Below are 18,427 nucleotides of genomic sequence, written 5' to 3' on the forward strand. Positions count from 1 at the left end.
ATACAATGGGCGTGCCAGCTTCTACAATATATCAATAACCTCTCCGGCCAGAGCCTTGTTCATGGAGCGGACGGCACAGAATTTGCCGCACATGCTGCAGGTGTCGGCATGGTCCTCCTCCGGAGCCCGGGAATCACGGATAGCCTTGGCTGTCTCCGGGTCCAGTGCTTCCCTGTACTGGGCCTCCCAATCCAATTTGCGGCGGGCATCGGCCATGCGGTCATCCTGATCACGGGCCCCCGGCAGCCCCTTGGCAATATCCGCGGCATGGGCTGCTATCTTGCTGGCAATAATCCCCTGCCGTACATCATCCACGTTTGGCAGTGCCAAATGCTCCGCCGGAGTCACATAGCACAGGAAGGCCGCCCCGCTCATGGCGGCTATGGCCCCACCAATGGCCGAGGTAATATGGTCATAGCCCGGAGCAATATCCGTCACCAACGGCCCCAGCACATAGAAAGGCGCCCCCTTGCAGATGGTCTGCTGCACCTTCATATTGGCCGCTATCTGGTCCATCGGCACATGGCCAGGCCCTTCCACCATAACCTGCACATCCTTGTCCCATGCCTGCTGGGTCAGCTCACCCAGGCGAATGAGCTCCTCTATCTGCACCCCGTCAGTGGCATCAGCCAGACAGCCCGGCCGGCAGGCATCCCCCAGGCTCACGGTCACATCGTATTCCCGGCAAATATCAAGGATTTCATCGTAATACTCGTAGAAAGGATTTTCCTCCCCCGTCATGGACATCCAGGCAAACACCAGCGAACCGCCTCTGGACACGATATTCATCTTCCGCTCTCCCTTGCGGATCTGCTCTATGGTTTTTCTGGTAATCCCGCAGTGAAGAGTCACGAAGTCCACACCATCCTCGGCATGGAGCCGCACCACATCCACAAAATCCTTGGCCGTCAGGGTCCCCAGATCCCGCTGATAATGAATCACGGCATCATACACCGGCACCGTTCCCACCATGGCCGGACATTCCCGGCACAGCTTCTGTCTGAAGGGCTGGGTATTGCCATGGCTGGAAAGGTCCATAATGGCCTCGGCGCCCAGGTTTACTGCACTCATAACCTTCTGCATTTCCACATCGTAGTCCTTGCAGTCCCTTGATACACCAAGATTTACGTTTATTTTGGTCCTCAGCATACTGCCCACCCCGTTGGGCACAAGGCACTGATGCAGTTTATTGGCTGGAATGGCTACCTTCCCCTGAGCCACCATATCCATGATAAAATCCACATCCCGCTGCTCTTTTTGGGCCACCGCCTCTATTTCCGGTGTCACAATGCCCTTTCTGGCAGCCTCCATCTGTGTCGCATACTCTCTTTTCATTTCATTTGCCCTCCCCATACAAAAAAGACAGTGCCCGCTTGGACACTGCCTTACTTATAAGTTTTATTTATGAGTACGTCATCAAGCTCACGACTCTGTCAGCATTCCTACGTTGGCATTATCCAAATCAGGTTAAGGGTCGTGCATCATTTCAGACACACCTCTCAGCATTACCGCTCCCCTTGCTATTAACTTACTGTTTTGACTATAGCACTGTTTACAGGCTATTGCAAGAATTATTATTGGTTGGACTCGGCAATATATGCCTCCATGGTCTTGTAGGCCTTGCCGCTGTCAATCATCTCGGCTGCCAGCTCGATACCAGCCTGCATGGTTGGTGCCTTCTGGGCTACATAAAGGGCCAGACCCGCATTCATCAGTACAGCATTTCGCTTGGTACCCTGAATTTTTCCGGACAAAACATCCCTGGTAATCTGGGCATTTTCCTCGGCAGGGCCCCCCACCAGCTCCTCCTTGGTGCCCCGCACAAGGCCGAAATCCTCCGGACAAATCCTCGTGGTCCGATAATAGCCGTTCTTCAGCTCGCACACAGTAGTAGGTGCGCTTGGAGATACCTCGTCCAGACGGTCCAGACCATGAACCACCACTGCATTGGTTACCCCCAGCTTATCCAAAACCTTGGCCACCGGCTCCACCAGATATTCATCATAAACACCCAGCAGGAAATAATCCGGGTTGGCAGGATTGGTCAATGGGCCAAGGATGTTGAATACGGTTCTAAAGCCCAGCTCCTTGCGGATAGGCCCCACATACTTCATGGCACTGTGATATTTCTGGGCAAAGAGGAAGCACATGCCGCAGCCATTGAGCATGGCCAGAGCCTTTTCCGGGTCCTGCTGAATATTTACACCCAATGCCTCCTGCACATCAGCAGTGCCGGACTTGGAGGAAGCCGCCCGATTGCCGTGCTTGGCCACCTTTACCCCGGCAGCTGCAATAACAAAGGCGGAGGTAGTGGAAATATTAAAGGTATTGGAACGGTCACCGCCAGTGCCCACTATTTCCAGCACCTTAAGGCCCGGATGAGGAACCGGGGTAGCCAGCTCCCGCATAGCCGCTGCACAGCCGGAAATCTCTGCAATGGTTTCCGCTCTGGTGCTCTTGGTGGACAGGGCCGCCAAAAATGCCGCATTCTGGGTCTGGGAGGTCTGGCCGCTCATTATTTCATTCATAACCTTGTAGGCCTCATCATAGGTCAAATCCTCTTTTCTTACTATTTTTTCAATTGCCTCTCTAATCATGTTACCTTCTCCTTTCAAAATTCCTGCCGAAAGAAATAAAAAACGCCCGTGACGATATAAACTATCATCAAGGGCGAGAATTTACCATTCCCGTGGTGCCACCTAGATTTGCGATTAAACACACACTTAGCAGGATACCAACATATCCTCGGCAACTAACGTATGCCTCACGTCATAAGGTACTCGGCGGCCAAGGCCTCCTTTCACCATGCCCTCTGTGGTCCATTTACAAATCAGCGTTCTGCCCGGCTCTCAGCTGCCCGGACTCTCTGTGAGTGCCCCTTTTGCTTGATCTCCACATCATCGGTTTGTTCAATATTGAATTTTGAACCTGTTTGTATTAAACAATAATATTACACCAATGTCAAGAAAAATGTTCAATTTACTTACTGCTGGTATCTATAGAGCAGTCCCATTGTCCTTCTGTGGTACACATTTTAAAATATTGTTCTTCCAAGGGAATCCATCTGGTCTCAAACATTTTGGCCGCCATAGGGCCGTTGCGCCGAATAATCCGCGCCATCTGGTCCTCCGCTCCGACCGTCATAAAGATACGATAATCGTAATAATCCCGCAGGGCAGGATGGCAGCTGTAGGAGCCCTCCACAATGCAGAGCCTCCCCGGATGAATGGTTACAGGCTCCTGCAGTGACTGACTTTTGCAGTCAAACCGCTGATAAGGAAATTCCGTTGCTCCCTCATTCAAGGGCTTTAAAACCTCCTCCAGAAACCGCTCATGGTCCACATTTTCCCCCGGCTTGCTCAACCGTTCCGCAGTCCGCTGCTCCGGCCGCAAAAAGAAATCGTCCAGATGAAAAACCGTGGCCCCGGTCTGCTCGTGCAAATAGGCCGCCAGAGTGGTCTTACCCGCCCCACAGCGGCCATCAATGGCTATTATAATCCGCCTGTTCGTCTCCCTCTCCATAAGGGAAGCAATTGTATTTAATACCTCTTGTTCAGATGCACTATACTGTTCCAGCAAAGAAATCCCCCTACCTACAGCTGCATTTCCCCCAAGGAAAATTTCAGCTTCCAAAAATCCTCCATGGGCCGCTGCTCATCAATCAGCTTTATTACCTTCAGCACCCCGCCATGGGATACCACCACCGCATCACTGTCCGAGGCCTCTATCTTTTTCTTCAGAATCTGCCAGCAACCTTCAATGCGGTCATAAAACTGCCGGAAGCTCTCACCCTCAGGAAAGGAAAAATTTATCCAGTCTGCGTGCCATCTGGCACATTCCTCCGGATAATCCCGCTGAATATCCTCGTAGGCCAGACCCTCCCAGGCCCCAAAGTTGATTTCCGTCAAGTCGGGAAGCACTTCAATATTGCAGGGAACAGCCAGCTGCTCCTCCAGGATACAGGCCGTTTTAAAGGCCCGCTGCAGAGGACTGGAGAAAATTGTCAGCCTCTCCCCAGTCCGTCCCTTTAATAATTTTGTCAGCTCCGCAGCCCGTTCACAGGCCTGCCTTTTTCCTTCCTCCGTCAACAGGGTATCAGTTCTGCCATAGTATCCACCATGACAATTTCCCTCTGATTCTCCATGACGTATCAAATAGGTTGCCATATAATCGCCACCTTATTTTAATAAGTATACTTTATATTATGAGGATTTGCTCCGGCAACATCCCTTGGCCTGGGCCTCCAAATGCTCCATCTGGTCAATATGGGCTACAGTGTACAGCATTGTCTTTAATATATTAAGCTCAAGAATAGCACCCGTACCCTCACCCAGGGCCAGACCAGCCCGGATAGGCACCTCGTCCTCACTTATGCCGCCCAGAGACAGGGCATATTTCATCCCCGGCTCCTTGGAAAGATGGGATGGCAAGGCCACACGGGCCACCTCCGGACAAATTTTCACCGCACAGGCAAAGGCCACCGCCGTAATAAACCCATCCAACACAAAGGGAACACGGCTTTCCCCACACTGCACCATGGCCCCGCAAAGGGCTGCTATATCAAAGCCTCCCACATAGCGGATTATATCCTGAGGCGTATTTAAACGGTCCTTATATTTCCGGACCGCCTCAGTAATCACCTGACGCTTGCGCTGGATAACCTCCGGAAAGGCCGGATTGGCCCCATAGCCCACAATAAATTCTGCCGACGTGCCGGACAAGGCGTGGAGCACCGCTGAAGATGTGGTGGTATTGCCTATGCCCATTTCACCAAAGGACAATATGTTATAGCCGATATTAATGGCCGCAGACACCTGCTCCCGGCCGGCTTCATAGGCCTTATTGAACTCCGCCTCCGTCATGGCCGGCTCCTTGAGAAAATTCCGGGTCCCCTGACGCACCTTGCGGTTCAGCCCCACCGACTCACTGCGGTTAATCCCCACATCCACCACCAGAAATGGAATATTGTTAACTATGCAGAAACAGCTTATGGTGGACAGCCCCTTCATCATATTCCGGGCCTGCAGATAGGTAATATCCTGAGGCTGCCTTACAACCCCTTCTTCTATAATACCATTATCTGCCGCAAAAATATAATGAAAAGGTTTTAGTTCAAACTGAATATTTTTCCAGGCCCGCATGAGCTTCTGCAGCTGGGTCTCCAGCAAGCCCAGGCTCTTTTTCGGCACTGCCATTCTGGCCGTTAATCTGGCCACCTCATCCATCTGCACCATATCTGCACCTCCTTAAATCTTCAGCTCAACGCCGCTTTTCTTCTCCTTCATGAGGATTTCCGTCAAATGAACCACCTGGGCTCCCGCTTCAATAGGCGGTATGCCATTGCTGTAAATGTTGGATACCACTGTCCGCTGGGATTCCGGTTTTTTCGGGCTGGACTCATAAGCCATATACACGCTCATGCTCTCACCAGTGGCCAGACCCGGCCGCTCACCAATAAGCTGAACCGTTACCTTGGCTCCCAGAGCCTCACTGATCCGGTCCATGGTGGCAACCCGGCTGTAGCGTACGAATATAGGGGTACCCACGGTATAGTTCTTCTGCTTGTAGCCATCCAGCATAATGGCGTACATATCCCGAAGATTTGCATTGATGGCAAAGCCGCTAAGGCCGTCTGCCACAATTATCTGTACATCCGGATTATGAATACAATCCCGCTTTATGGCTTCCGTGGTTTCATCGGAAAAGATGCGTCCCAAGTCCGGACGCCGCACGTATTCCTCCTTGTTGTTTACCATTGTCTGAACCTTGTAGAAGCCCAGCTCGTCCACCAGTGACTCATCAATCTCAGTCCAAACCGCATCCTGGGCAATGGCATGGTCCGCCCGAAATTTCAGCAGGGTCTCCGTCTTAAAACGGTCCCCGGCCCGGCCGATACCCAAGCGGGCATTGGTAGTCTTTTTCAGGCGTTTCACCATTTCCAGACTCTTTGGGCGGTCTATCAGCACCTTGTCCTTAACCTCCGGCAAGGATATATCTGCTACAAATTCTTCCTTCATCATACGGCACTCCCCCTATATCTTTCCTGCTCCCGCCAAATAAACAGGGATGGGTCCCCGGCAACATCAGTGAGGTTGCCCTTGACATCAAATATCCCCAGCTCCTTCATGCGCTTTTCAAAGGGAGCAATGGTATGCTTGCCGCTCAACCGGCGCAAAGCCGCCGCATCATGGTAGCTGGTGGTCTGATACATCAGCATTACATCATCCCCGGCCGGAATGCCCATAAAGTAATTGCAGTCCGCCAGCGTCAGCATCATGGCCAGATTTTCCAAATCGTTCTGGTCTGCCCGCATATGGTTGGTATAGCACACGTCACAACCCATTGGAATTCCTGTGAGCTTGCCCATGAAATGGTCCTCCAGCCCAGCCCTTATCATCTGCCGCCCATCATATAAATATTCCGGGCCAATAAAGCCTACAACGGTGTTGACCAAAAATGGATTATACCGCTTGGCAAAGGCATAGCAACGGGCCTCCATCACCAGCTGGTCTGCACCATGGTGACCATCAGCCGACAGCTCGGATCCCTGACCTGTCTCAAAATACATGAAATTAGGCCCCTTGGAGCTTTTCTTCTCCTTCATGATGGCATAAGCCTCATCCATCAGGGCCACATCAATGCCAAAGGCCCGGCTGGCCACCTGGGAACCGGCCAGGCTCTGGAACATCAGGTCCATAGGAGCCATATTTTTTTCCAGCACCTTCATCTGGGTAGTAACATGGGCCAATACACAATTCTGGGTCGGGATATCCCAGCGGTTCATGAAATCCTTAAACTCCCGCAGTATATCCGCCACACTGTCAATGGCATCCACCGCCGGATTAAGGCCGATAACCGCATCCCCCACGCCATAGCTGAGTCCTTCCATCACTGAGGCCATAATACCGGCCACATCATCAGTTGCATGGTTGGGCTGCAGGCGGGAGGAAAGGGTCCCCGGCTTGCCAATAGTGGTATTGCAGGTGGCCTCTACGTGCATTTTCTTTGCCGCGTACACCAAATCCATATTGGACATGAGCTTGGCCACTGCCGCAATTATCTCCGCCGTCAGCCCGGGGCGTATTGCCGCTATCTCCTTCTCGGAAGCTGACAGCAGAAGCTCACGGAAATCTCCCACCGGCATAGACTTAATACGGTCAAAGACCGCCTTATCCACCGAATCCTGATCAACTCTGGTAATGTCATCCTCTTCATAAGGCACCACCGGATTATTGCGTAAATCCTCCAGGGTCATATCCGCCAGCACCGACTTGGCCGCAATACGCTCCATATTGGATTCCGCTGCCACTCCGGCCAGTATATCACCTGATTTTTCCTCATTTGCCTTGGCCAATACCTCTTTAACGTCCTTAAAGGAATAGGTCTGGCCAAACAATGTTGTTTTTAATTTCATAATGAACCTACCTTCAACTCTTGAAAATCAATGTTTTCACTGCCACGGGAACGATGCCGGACACCGTTTTCCCCACATCCACGTAATCTCCCTCCACCGCATGAATCCGGTCAAGGCAGATAATGTGCCGTTGGCTGGCAAACTGCCGCAGCAGCATGCCCAAAGCCTTGGCAAAGTCATGCTCCACAATAACCAGCAGAATATCCCCCTCATTGCGGGTAACCTCTGCCAAACTCTGAGCCAACGCTCTTACCGCAACATACTCAGGAGCCCGACTTCCCGCAAAGGAAATGGCCACCTGCTGAGTATCGGGGTAAAGCCGCCGCTTGCGTCTATATTCCTCCGACAGCTCCTGCACCCGGTCCGGATGGTCCAGACGAAGCACCGGAATATTCTTTAGGGGCACACACCCATCATCCATAATGACTGTACTGCCGCTGAGACTGAGGGAATAGCTGCCGGCCCCAATAACAGTGGCACGGATTTTTTCCCTGGGCTCCAGCACCAGAATATCCTCGTCCTCAGCAAAGGCTTCACGAATAGAAGCCCCCAGCAGGGGGCCCATATCACCAAAACGGCCAACAGAGGAAATATCCCCATCGGCAAATTTGCCCATATCCTCCGCTGCAGCGGCATCACTGTAGATACATTCAGCCACCCCGCCGGAAAACATCACCCGGGAATATTTTCTGTTCTCAATACCATGATTAATAAAAAGGGTTCCTTCTGCCTCCCCCAATTCCATACCATGACAGATATGCAGCAACACCCGTGCCAAAGCATCCGTTAATTGCTTCAGCCCCTCCATGGTGGCGGGCTGCCCCTCTGCCAAGGGCAGGGACAGGGATTTTATCAGCGGCTTAATTCGGTCGGAAATATAGAGGATTTTCCCCTGTTCATCCAACCGCACCAGCCGTCCGCCAATATCCAGGGCAAAGGAATCCTTCAGCTCCTCATTGCAGAACACCGCCGCATTGGTGGTGCCACCGCCAATATCAAAATTGATTACATTGCCTTCCCATACACGGGATGCGGCTGCTGCCCCGGAACCAAATCCAGCCAGTACAGCCTCCAGATCCGGTCCGGCCTCAGCCACCACAAAGTCACCAGCCTCATTGGACAGCCCCTGCAGAGCCTGTTGGGCATTATCCTTCCGGGAGGTTTCCCCCGTAATAATGACCGCTCCGGTGGAAATATCCTGACGTTTAATTCCCGCCAGCTCATATTCCTCCTGCAAAATTGACTGCAGGGCCCCAATGTCTATCTGATTGCTGTCGGTCAATGGCGTAAAATATATCCTGCTCTTATATATTATTTCCTTATTTTTTATGCGGACCTCGGGAATAGCCGTATAAGAGATATTCTCCAAGCTTATACGGCTAAATATCACCTGTGAGGTGGTAGTTCCCAAGTCTATGCCCGCACTTAAAATTTCCTGTTCCATAAATTATTCCTGATCCAAATCATCCATTACGCCAAATTCCTCCTCATAAGGACGGATATGCTTGTTGCCGTGAATGAAGTAATAAGCAATGGCCACAGCATAAATACCAACCACATAAGGCAGGGCATCACTGGACGCCATCACAAGACTTACTACGCAGAAAATAGCGGTAATCATGCTGATAATTGGAATAATCGGATAGGATACCTTGAATGGACGCTTGAGATTTGGTTCCTTGCTCCGCAAAATGAACAGGGATACCAGACTGGTAACGTACATAATAACTGAGCCATAGCAGGCAATGGTAATTACAAGGTCAGTCAAGCCGGTAAGTGCAGTAAACAGACATACAATACCAGGCAGAATCAATGCCCATACAGGGGTATGGTGCTTCTCATCAATGTGAGCCAAAAACTTTGGCAGATAACCGGTACGGGCCATGGCATAGGTCTGACGGGAATAGCCCACGATAATACCATGAAGGGATGCAATCAAACCGAAAAGACCAATACCACTCATAAGAAGAACAGGCAGGGAGCCATCACCATATACAGAACTCAGGGCCAATGGCAATGGGAAATCCACTGCGGAAATTGTCTCCACATCACCAATGCCGGCAGTCAAAAACAGGGTCAAGGCAGCCATAACAAGCAAAGTAGCCATACCACTGAGGAAGCCCTTTGGAATATCCTTCTGAGGGTCAACCATTTCCTCGGCACTCATGGCACCACCCTCAATGGCCAGGTAGAACCAAATTGCAAATGGCACTGCTGCCATCACACCGCTGAAACCGTTTGGCAGCATAGGCTCAGCCAACACTCTGGCTGCATCAAAATGAGGTGCGGCCAATACCCAATAAACCACCAGACCCAAAAGGGCAATTACTGTCACAGCCAGCTCAAAGGTGGCCGAGGTCTTCATGCCCAGATAGTTCAGGAAAATGAAGAAGAAAAAGGCCGCTACTGTTGCCACCATCGGGTCAATCACTGGCAGCAGGGCATGTACATAACCACCTACGGCCAAAGCAATGGCTGGTGGTGCAAAAACGAACTCAATAAGACAGCTGATACCATTCAGATAGCCGCCAAACTTTCCCATGGCCCGACGGGCATAGGCCGATGGACCGCCGGCGTGAGGAATGGCAGTTGCCAGCTCAGAATAGGACAAAATAAAGGTTACATAGAAAATCGTTACCGGGATCAGAGCCAGGGCCAAACCCATGACACCACCCTCGGCAAAGCCGTAGCTCCATCCAAAATAATTACCGGATATTACCAGCCCCACGGCCAAAGACCAAAGATGAATTGGCTTCAGTACCCGGGTCAGGTCCTCTTCTTTTCTCGGTGCCTCCATGGTGGCGGCGCCACTATAATTCATGCTCATACATATTCCTCCCTTACTTGCACCTGGTCTTTAACAACAAAAGCCGTCAAAGTGCCTTTACGCACCTTGACGGCCTCATTGCCAAACCTAATATACTTGCACTGACAGAAAAAAAGCTCCGCCTACCGGCACCATCAGTGCCATAGGCGAAGCTTCGTTGCTGTTCAGTATTAAATTATGGGATAACTATAACCTATTATTGAAATATTGTCAACATTTTATACAAAACATTTTATTCCTCGGCATCACTGGCTGCCAGCTTCTCCTGATATGCCGCAATAGCCTTGGACTGTACATCCTCAGGAGCCTGGTCATAACGGGAGAACTCATAGGAGAAATCCCCACGGCCGCCGGTCATGGACCGCAGCACGGTGCTGTAGCCAAAGAGCTCCATCTGAGGAATCTCCGCCTCAATGACCTGCTTACCGTTCATCGGAGTCATGCCCATTACACTGCCCCGACGCTTGTTAAGGTCACCGATAACATCACCAATATAGGAATCAGGCACCGTTACCTTCAGCATTACAAATGGCTCCAGAAGCACTGCCCCTGCCTCCATAATACCCTTCTTGAAGCACTGCTCTGCCGCAATCTTGAAGGAATTCTCGGAAGAATCCACAGAATGATAGGAACCATCATAAAGGGTGGCATGAACGCCTACTACCGGATAACCGGCCAACGGTCCACGTTCACAGCCGGCAGCAATACCCTTTTCAACAGCAGGGAAGAAGTTCTTTGGTACAGCGCCGCCTACTACTTCCTCGTCAAATACATAAGGGTCATTGGTACCAGACGGACCGAAGCGCATCTTTACATGGCCATACTGACCATGACCACCTGTCTGCTTCTTGTACTTGAATTCCACATCAGAACGCTTCTTGATGGTCTCACGGAAGGCCACCTTCGGCTTTTCTGTCTTAATCTCTGCCTTGTATTCGTTCAGCAGACGGGACTGAATAATCTCCAGATGCAAATCACCCATGCCATAAATCAAAGACTGACGGTTGGCATTATCCCGCTCAAACTTAAAGGTCTGGTCCTCGGCGGCAATTTTCTGCATGGCCATGGCAATCTTGTCCACATCGCCCTTATTAACCGGCTTCCATCTCATGCAGGTATAAGGTGTAGGCAAATCCATCTTGGCATAGACCACAGGATTATTCTTGGTGGACAGGGTATCACCGGTCTTGATGGCTGTCTGCTTGGCCAAGGCACCCAAATCACCGGCATGAAGCTCCGGCACCTCAGTGGCCTTGTTACCCCGCAGCACATACAGCTTGCCAATCTTGAACTCATTGCCGGTGCGTACATCGTACATCATATCATCGGCCTTCACAACACCGGAACGAATCTTTATGAGACTGTAAAAACCAATGAATGGATCTGCAATGGTCTTGAATACGAAAGCGGTCTTTGGCTTCAGCACATCAAAGTTTGCCTCAAAAATCTCATTGGTCTGGGCATTGATACCGGACATCTGCCGATTATCTGCCGATGGCATATATTTTACAATATCATCCAGCAAGGTATACACACCACGCTGGGCCACACCGGAGCCGGACTCAACAGGAATGATGGAGCCATCGGAAATGGCACTGCGCACTGCTGCACGAATCTCTGCCTCGGAGAAGGAATCACCGGACAAATAGCGGTCCAGGAATTCCTCGGAGGTTTCAGCTACTGCCTCCATAAGGGAATCATTGTACTGATTCAGATAGCTTACGGAATAATCAGGCACATCTTCCTCCACTGCCTCTTCACCCTGATAGCGGAAGGCCTTCTTCTGAATTACATTGATATAGCCCGCCAGCTTCTCCTCCTCACGCAATGGCATGTTGAAAGGAGCAATCTTCTTGCCGAACATGATATTAAGGTCATCCAGCACCTGACGATAGGAAACGGAGTCAATATCCATGTCGGTGATAAAGAAAATTCTAGGCAGATGGAACTTTTCGCACAGGTCCCAGGCCCGCTCCGTACCAGCCTCTACACCAGCCTTGCCGGATACCACGATAATAGCACCGTCCGCTACGCTCATGGCCTGGTCAACCTCACCTTCAAAATCAAAGAAACCCGGCGTATCCAGCACATTAATCTTGAAATCATCCCACTCAATAGGCACAACGGAAGTGGAAATGGAAATCTGCCGCTTCGTCTCTTCCTTGGTGCAGTCGGAAATAGTGGAGCCATCCTCTACCTTACCCGGTCTGGATACTATACCGCTAAGATAAGCCATTGCTTCAGCCAAGGTTGTCTTTCCACAGCCACCATGGCCAAGCAAAACCACATTACGGATTTTGTCAGTAGTATAAACCTTCATTTTAACCCCTCCAAATTCTTTTAGAAGCCTCTATCAATGCCTCATTTTATTAGCTTTAATTATTCCCCTGATTATCGAAGCCTCCTCATCTAAAAACTCTTATGCTTTTAATATTCTCTAATTTTATGTAAATTCCTCTAATTAGAAATAAATGTTATAATTAAATTGCATATTATTACGGGAAGGGTGAACCAACTTGGAGAAAAGCAACAAAACCTACAAGGCCTATATCGAAATACTAAAGCGGGAGCTGGTGCCGGCCATGGGCTGTACCGAGCCTATAGCCATTGCCTACTGTGCCGCCAAGGCCAGGGAGGCTCTGGGGGGGCTGCCTGATCACATTACGGTGGCCGCCAGCGGCAATATAATAAAAAACGTAAAAAGCGTTATTGTGCCAAACACCAACGGCCGCAAGGGCATTGAAGCCGCTGCCGCCATCGGGGTGCTGGCCGGTGATGCCAATGCCGCCCTGGAGGTTATCGCCCACGTTAAGCCGGAGGAAAAGGAAAAGCTGGGCAATTACATGGACAATACCACCATCACCGTGGAGGCCGCCCAGTCAGACCACGTACTGGATATTATCGTTACTGTAAGCAGGGGCAATGACACTGCCCAGGTTCAGGTGGTCAACGAGCACACCAACATCGTAAAAATCCGGAAAAATGATACCATCCTCTTTGAAAAAGAAATCATAGATACAGTGGAAACCGGCAAGCCGGATTACGAATGTATGACCATCGAGGATATTTTCGACTTTGCCATGACCTGCGATCTGGATGATGTCAAGGAGCTGCTGGACCGCCAGATAAAATACAACACCGCCATTTCTGACGAAGGCCTTAAGAATGACTATGGTGCCAATATTGGCAAGACTCTGCTGAAGGCCTACGGCAATGACATTCACATTCGGGCCCGGGCCAGGGCCGCCGCCGGCTCCGATGCCCGCATGAACGGCTGTGAAATGCCTGTAGTTATCAATTCCGGCAGTGGCAATCAGGGCATGACCGTTTCCCTGCCTGTTATCGAATACGCCAAGGAGCTGGGCAGCACTCAGGAGGAGCTGTATCGGGCCCTGCTTCTCTCCAATCTGGTCACTCTCCACGAAAAGGAGGGTATCGGCCGCCTCTCCGCCTACTGCGGGGCCATCAGTGCCGGGGCCGGGGCCGGGGCCGGTATCGCCTGGCTGTGCAGCAAGGACTATGAGACTGTGATTCACACCATTGTCAATGCCCTGGCCATTACCTCCGGCATTGTCTGTGATGGGGCCAAGGCCTCCTGTGCCGCCAAGATTTCCGCCGCCGTGGACGCGGGCATCATGGGCTTTGAAATGTACCGCAATGGCCAGCAGTTCTACGGTGGTGACGGTCTTGTATTAAAGGGCGTGGAAAACACCATCCGCAACATCAGCCGCCTAGGCCGCATCGGCATGAAGGAAACCGACAAGGAAATCATCAAGATGATGATAGGACAATAAAGCTTTCGTATAGAAAAGCAGGGCTGCCGAAAACGGCAACCCTGTTTTTTTATATTGCTTGTATTAATATTCTTCAGGTGTATCCGCAACAGGTTGTCTTTCGAATTCGACGCCCTGGCCGCCATTATATTTCTTCAAAAGCTCATGGGACAGCTCCTGCCATTTGTAGAAATTATTAATGGCGTTTTCCTGTAGAGACGCAGCAAACTTTGCCTTATTGTAGCCCGCTGCGGACTTAACCAAATCCAAGGAAGTCCGTTCCGAATTCTCCACTGCCTTGCTGACTATTGGTGACATAATATTAAAGAATCCCTGATCCAAGGCCATAACCTGATTGGAGGCCCAATACATTTTATCCGGATTATAGGTATCCCGCAGGGCCTTTTCATAAACCCTTGGAAGCTTGCCTACAATAAGCGGTATGAACGGATTTTCATACGGGGAACTAATGGAATACCATACCACCGGTGACGGCAAGGATTCATTCAGCTGCACAATGTGAGAATAGCTGGTCTTGGCCGTAAGAATAGATCTCTGCCCCTGCTCCTCACCATAATGATAAGGGGAACCATAAAGTCCGGACAAAGGGCTCTTGGACTTATCATATTCTGTTCCCGCGTAATAGTTTCGATACAAACGAGCCAAGTCTTCCACACCAAGTTTTCTGTCAGGGTGAATGGAGAAAGGATAGGTCTTGGCATCCCAATCTGCCACCCTGGATGGCAGATTCTGTGATGGGGCCACATTATTCATGGCACTCCATACACGACGCTGAGAATAATATGGATGGTGGAATTCCTTTGACTCCATAGATCTTACCCAATCAAGATTTCCATCTTCATCATAGGCGGCCCAGCCAGCATCCTTTATCATCTGAGGCAGACGAGGATTAAAAATCTGGTTAGGATTGCCTTCCTTGATAGCACGAATTCTCAACTGATTGGCAGCAATGAAAAAATCACCGTCAGGAATCCTCTCCGCTATCCAGAATCCTCCCTTGCCACCAGGAGCCGGCTGCATTTCCAACACTCAACACTCATTTTGGTCAGCCACCGCCAATGTTTCAGCAGTGCCCCACAGGCCATACTCGTCAATCAGACTGCCCATTAATTCTATTGCTTCCCGGGACGTCCGGCACCGTTCCAAAGCCACCCTACTAAGCTCTGCGGCATAGAAAATACCGCCGCCTTCCTGATATGGTGCCTCCGGCAAATGGGCTGACATATCAGTACACTCTCCAAACATCAGCCCGTGTTCATTGGCTATTCCATAGGCTGCGTCCATATAAGCATAGGTATGCTCCACCTCTGGTATATAGCCTAGGGGTTTAGTATGGGGACGTCCTGGATAATCATAATCTTCGCATCTCTCCGGGGCTACCAGATTTGGTTGGTTAAAGCAGTTATAGTCTGGCATTTCCCCCACCCCAGCCGGTGATGGATATACCGGCCGCATGCTTCCGCGAGGATGGTCCTTGGCTGGTATAAAGGCAGGATTCATCTCACCACCAAAGGCGTCATTGGAGTGAGATACAATCATGCTCCCATCTGTGGAAGCCCCCTTGGTCACCACCATAACCGTACATGCTTCAGTGCTGGCTCCCAGGAGCATCAATGCCGTCATTCCCGCAGCAAGAGTCTTTAACAACATGGCCACCTCCTAAAACTATTAATCCTGTAAGTTTTCCGATTCCATACACCTTGTACGGGTAAACTTCTACGCAGGAGGTGGTAATCCTGCTAAAAAACAATATTATAATTTTAATATTACTGAGTTTTCTTTCACTACATTTTTAAAAGCATAGCCACATTTTCCGGGCAGTATTCTGTCTGCTCCGACCAGCGGCGCAGGGCTTCAGATATATCTCCCGTAATGGCAGCCACAATAAAAATATATTCCACGGAAATATCCGTATAAATCAGTATATCCTCCTTGCTGTACTCCCCCAGCTTTTCCAGCTGACGGTACATGATATACTCATAGATTTTTTGAAATGAGCCTTTTGGCATTACATTACAGTAGGCAGCCAAAAAATCCGGGTTACTTTGGGCATATTCCACATAACGCTTAATGTCCAGTTCCCAGCTGTCATCTATAGGTTCCGTTCTCCCCATAATATCCAGCACTTCCAGGGCATCTCTTTGTTCCAGACCCGGCTGAAATACCAGCTGCTCCGGCGTAAAATCGATGCCCAACATACTTAGGAGTCCAGAAAAATCCATTGTTTCCTTATGCCCCTCCAGATAGAATTCCAATGGTTTGTCATCTGACAGCAGCAGTTCACAGGATACCTCACAGCTTAGCCCTACACCAGCCAGCTCATAGTTATCTAGCAGAGTATAAAACCGGGGATGATTGGTGCAAATATCGCATAATATTTCCTCACCAGCGGACAAAATCAGCTTACAAAGGCCGTTATCCTGCAAAAAGGGACAATGCTCCTCCTTCGTCAGCGCAAAAGAAAAAATGCCATTCTGACTGGTTATGTTGGCCCGAATTTCATCTCCTAAAGGACCCGACATTTGCTGGTACTTTGTGGCCGTAGCTTTATCTATGTCGATTTCCCAGCCCTTACAGCAGGAATGGTGGCATTTATCCGCCACACAGATGAATTTATCATAGAAAGATGGATATATTGTGTGCACTCTATCACCTAAACCTTACTTTTACCTAAAAAAGCGCCCTGCTTTCGCAAGGCGCCATGGTTCATTATTACCAATCCAGAATGTTACCAATACATATTTAAGAAATTACCCATATTGGCATAGCCATTCATACGGAGCATAGCACTTCCGGTATAAACCTGAGCCGTCTTCAGCTCCTTGCCAAAAAGGGACTCAACTGATGGGAACAGCTTGTCCTTCTGAGCATTTGCAGCACTGATATGGGACTCAGTCTTACCAGCCAGTCCATCCTTACCCAGGATACGGCTAACCTTATCCGGGGAATTGGTAATTGCATTGGCCAGCTTATCCTCATCCACTGACAGGCTGCCATCCTTGCCCACACCGATACCAATACTGTTGTAATTTGAAGCACGATAAGTGGTGTCCGCAAACATCTCATTTACGCGACCCATGCGCTTGGAAATGGAAGCATTGTCCTTAATGAAGCTAACAGAATCATTGTAGCTGCTTACGAAGTCCTTTACGTTCTTCAACGCAGTCTTCAGGCCATCGCTCATCTCAGTCTGGGTGCTGGTAGTGGTCTTGCCGTCCTTATCAGTGGTAGTAACCTCTTTCTTGGTCAAGGCATCCTTACCCACATTAAAATCAGTGGCCTTAAGATTCTTTAAGGACTTGGAAAGATCATCCATCTTGGAGCTGAAATCCTCGTTGAAGTCCTTTCTGGTGCTTTCATAGGAGGAAAGAAGCTCCCGGGCACTTTCCTTTATGCCATAGATATCAGTAGCATTAAAGCCATAGTTGCTGTTCTGATTGCTGGCATAATTGTTCCACATAGTGGATATTGCAGTATTTCTATTTACGTTCTTGCTGTTGGACGAAATGCCATAATTTTGCGTAAACTGACTGAAGCTGTAATTGTTGTTTATCATTGAATTAATTGTCATAGCCATAAGTCATCACCTTCCATCCTTGAAGCGAAGCATATCCTATTCTCAAAACTCATAACGTCACAATTTTCCCTAAGATATTTTAACATATTTTACCAGTTTTGTCTATTTTTTCATAATAGTTATTAATTACGCTGTAATATCCAGACAATACCCTTGGCCAGACGCCAATCCGGTTTCTGGAAATGGTTGCCGGGATTAAGCTCAAACACCGTATCGATACCATTCTCTTTATAGCTATTATATATATTCCTGGTCCTATCTTCCACCTGTCCCAGCAATTTATTTTTCGTGTTTTTCTCCTTATCTCCCAAGGAGAAATATACCTTGTCCGGCATCTTTAAAAATGCATTTTCATTGGAAAAATCCTCGAAGCCCGGAAACCACAGGGAACCGGAGGCACTGACCGCCCGTGCAAATACATCCGTCCTATACAGACTATACAGGGCAAACAGCCCCGCCAGAGAATACCCGGCAATGACCAGATATTCCGGATCCAGTGAATGCTCCTGCTTAATGGCTGGAATAATACTATTGGTCAGTTTATTGAGATATTCCTCTGCTCCGGCAGTGAAGGCCGACTCCCCCTTAAACACAGGCGGACTTTCCCAGGGAGCCATTTCGTGATTCCAGTCAATATCCCCAACTACTGCCAGTGTAAAGGAGCTATCGGTCATTTCCGTGGCCGCCCCATAGATCTCCCTGCCATCCCCCTGAAAGGTATTGACAACAACCAGCGGTGCCCCCTTTTCCTCACCACCATAAACATATACCCTTTTCCCTTCTGTCTCCACCTTCATCACCACCTAATTAATTCT

General features: G+C 49.7%; 14 protein-coding genes, 1 pseudogene and 1 riboswitch. Of the genes and pseudogenes, 1 reads left to right on the forward strand and 14 read right to left on the reverse strand.

The genetic code is table 11. The features are described from left to right. Positions 1-21: 21 nt before the first annotated feature. The 10 genes from thiC to D081_RS00120 all read right to left on the reverse strand — a co-directional run bounded on the left by thiC (position 22) and on the right by D081_RS00120 (position 12,561). On the reverse strand, positions 22-1,335 hold the full coding sequence (gene thiC / locus D081_RS00075; RefSeq protein ID WP_085022102.1) for a phosphomethylpyrimidine synthase ThiC: 1,314 nt from the start codon (positions 1,333-1,335) through the stop codon (positions 22-24). Positions 1,336-1,422: 87 nt separating this feature from the next. Beyond that, a riboswitch (TPP riboswitch) is annotated at positions 1,423-1,528 on the reverse strand. Positions 1,529-1,574: 46 nt separating this feature from the next. Next, entirely contained in the window at positions 1,575-2,597 is a 1,023-nt protein-coding gene (gene trpD, locus D081_RS00080; RefSeq protein ID WP_085022103.1) for an anthranilate phosphoribosyltransferase, read from the reverse strand. A gap of 382 nt (positions 2,598-2,979) precedes the next feature. After that, positions 2,980-3,633 carry a uridine kinase gene (locus D081_RS00085; RefSeq protein WP_143272041.1) on the reverse strand — a complete coding sequence of 218 codons (654 nt, stop codon included), beginning with the start codon at positions 3,631-3,633 and terminating at the stop codon, positions 2,980-2,982. Beyond that, entirely contained in the window at positions 3,594-4,166 is a 573-nt protein-coding gene (locus D081_RS00090; protein WP_085022105.1) for a histidine phosphatase family protein, read from the reverse strand. Before D081_RS00090 ends, D081_RS00085 begins: the two co-directional genes overlap by 40 nt. A gap of 36 nt (positions 4,167-4,202) precedes the next feature. Beyond that, entirely contained in the window at positions 4,203-5,234 is a 1,032-nt protein-coding gene (locus D081_RS00095; RefSeq protein WP_233127368.1) for a nicotinate-nucleotide--dimethylbenzimidazole phosphoribosyltransferase, read from the reverse strand. Positions 5,235-5,246: 12 nt separating this feature from the next. Next, a complete protein-coding gene (gene eutC / locus D081_RS00100) occupies positions 5,247-6,020 on the reverse strand; it encodes an ethanolamine ammonia-lyase subunit EutC (RefSeq protein ID WP_233127369.1) in 774 nt (257 codons plus the stop codon). Continuing rightward, the gene (locus tag D081_RS00105; protein WP_085022106.1) at positions 6,017-7,414 is read right to left on the reverse strand and encodes an ethanolamine ammonia-lyase subunit EutB; all 1,398 of its coding nucleotides are present in this window, start codon (positions 7,412-7,414) and stop codon (positions 6,017-6,019) included. The genes eutC and D081_RS00105 overlap by 4 nt, the downstream gene beginning before the upstream one ends. Positions 7,415-7,427: 13 nt before the next feature. Further along, positions 7,428-8,858 carry an ethanolamine ammonia-lyase reactivating factor EutA gene (locus D081_RS00110; protein ID WP_085022107.1) on the reverse strand — a complete coding sequence of 477 codons (1,431 nt, stop codon included), beginning with the start codon at positions 8,856-8,858 and terminating at the stop codon, positions 7,428-7,430. 3 nt (positions 8,859-8,861) lie between these two features. Further along, entirely contained in the window at positions 8,862-10,241 is a 1,380-nt protein-coding gene (gene eat / locus D081_RS00115; protein WP_085022108.1) for an ethanolamine permease, read from the reverse strand. Between the two features lie 232 nt (positions 10,242-10,473). Further along, positions 10,474-12,561 carry a translation factor GTPase family protein gene (locus tag D081_RS00120; RefSeq protein WP_085022109.1) on the reverse strand — a complete coding sequence of 696 codons (2,088 nt, stop codon included), beginning with the start codon at positions 12,559-12,561 and terminating at the stop codon, positions 10,474-10,476. Between the two features lie 196 nt (positions 12,562-12,757). Between D081_RS00120 and D081_RS00125 the strand changes: the two genes are divergently transcribed. After that, the gene (locus tag D081_RS00125; RefSeq protein ID WP_085022110.1) at positions 12,758-14,035 is read left to right on the forward strand and encodes a serine dehydratase subunit alpha family protein; all 1,278 of its coding nucleotides are present in this window, start codon (positions 12,758-12,760) and stop codon (positions 14,033-14,035) included. Positions 14,036-14,098: 63 nt separating this feature from the next. On the opposite strand, the pseudogene D081_RS00130 reads toward D081_RS00125, so the two are convergent. The 4 genes and pseudogenes from D081_RS00130 to D081_RS00150 all read right to left on the reverse strand — a co-directional run bounded on the left by D081_RS00130 (position 14,099) and on the right by D081_RS00150 (position 18,403). Then, positions 14,099-15,685, reverse strand: a pseudogene (locus D081_RS00130) (C69 family dipeptidase). A 134-nt stretch (positions 15,686-15,819) separates the two neighbouring features. Continuing rightward, on the reverse strand, positions 15,820-16,680 hold the full coding sequence (fliB, locus tag D081_RS00140; protein WP_085022113.1) for a flagellin lysine-N-methylase: 861 nt from the start codon (positions 16,678-16,680) through the stop codon (positions 15,820-15,822). Positions 16,681-16,763: 83 nt separating this feature from the next. Further along, entirely contained in the window at positions 16,764-17,612 is an 849-nt protein-coding gene (fliD, locus tag D081_RS00145; protein ID WP_085022114.1) for a flagellar filament capping protein FliD, read from the reverse strand. Positions 17,613-17,734: 122 nt separating this feature from the next. Beyond that, complete coding sequence (locus tag D081_RS00150; protein WP_233127370.1) at positions 17,735-18,403, reverse strand: alpha/beta hydrolase; 669 nt, start codon at positions 18,401-18,403, stop codon at positions 17,735-17,737. Between the last annotated feature and the right edge of the window lie 24 nt (positions 18,404-18,427).

This window comes from Anaerovibrio sp. JC8 (genome assembly GCF_002100115.1).
Classification (GTDB): domain Bacteria; phylum Bacillota; class Negativicutes; order Selenomonadales; family Selenomonadaceae; genus Anaerovibrio.

Bases quoted from the DNA above. Each gene is read 5' to 3' on its own strand.
- thiC (WP_085022102.1), bottom strand. From the start codon at position 1,335: ATGAAAAGAGAGTATGCGACACAGATGGAGGCTGCCAGAAAGGGCATT.
- trpD (WP_085022103.1), bottom strand. From the start codon at position 2,597: ATGATTAGAGAGGCAATTGAAAAAATAGTAAGAAAAGAGGATTTGACC.
- D081_RS00090 (WP_085022105.1), bottom strand. From the start codon at position 4,166: ATGGCAACCTATTTGATACGTCATGGAGAATCAGAGGGAAATTGTCAT.
- D081_RS00095 (WP_233127368.1), bottom strand. From the start codon at position 5,234: ATGGTGCAGATGGATGAGGTGGCCAGATTAACGGCCAGAATGGCAGTG.
- eutC (WP_233127369.1), bottom strand. From the start codon at position 6,020: ATGATGAAGGAAGAATTTGTAGCAGATATATCCTTGCCGGAGGTTAAG.
- D081_RS00105 (WP_085022106.1), bottom strand. From the start codon at position 7,414: ATGAAATTAAAAACAACATTGTTTGGCCAGACCTATTCCTTTAAGGAC.
- D081_RS00110 (WP_085022107.1), bottom strand. From the start codon at position 8,858: ATGGAACAGGAAATTTTAAGTGCGGGCATAGACTTGGGAACTACCACC.
- eat (WP_085022108.1), bottom strand. From the start codon at position 10,241: ATGAGCATGAATTATAGTGGCGCCGCCACCATGGAGGCACCGAGAAAA.
- D081_RS00120 (WP_085022109.1), bottom strand. From the start codon at position 12,561: ATGAAGGTTTATACTACTGACAAAATCCGTAATGTGGTTTTGCTTGGC.
- fliD (WP_085022114.1), bottom strand. From the start codon at position 17,612: ATGGCTATGACAATTAATTCAATGATAAACAACAATTACAGCTTCAGT.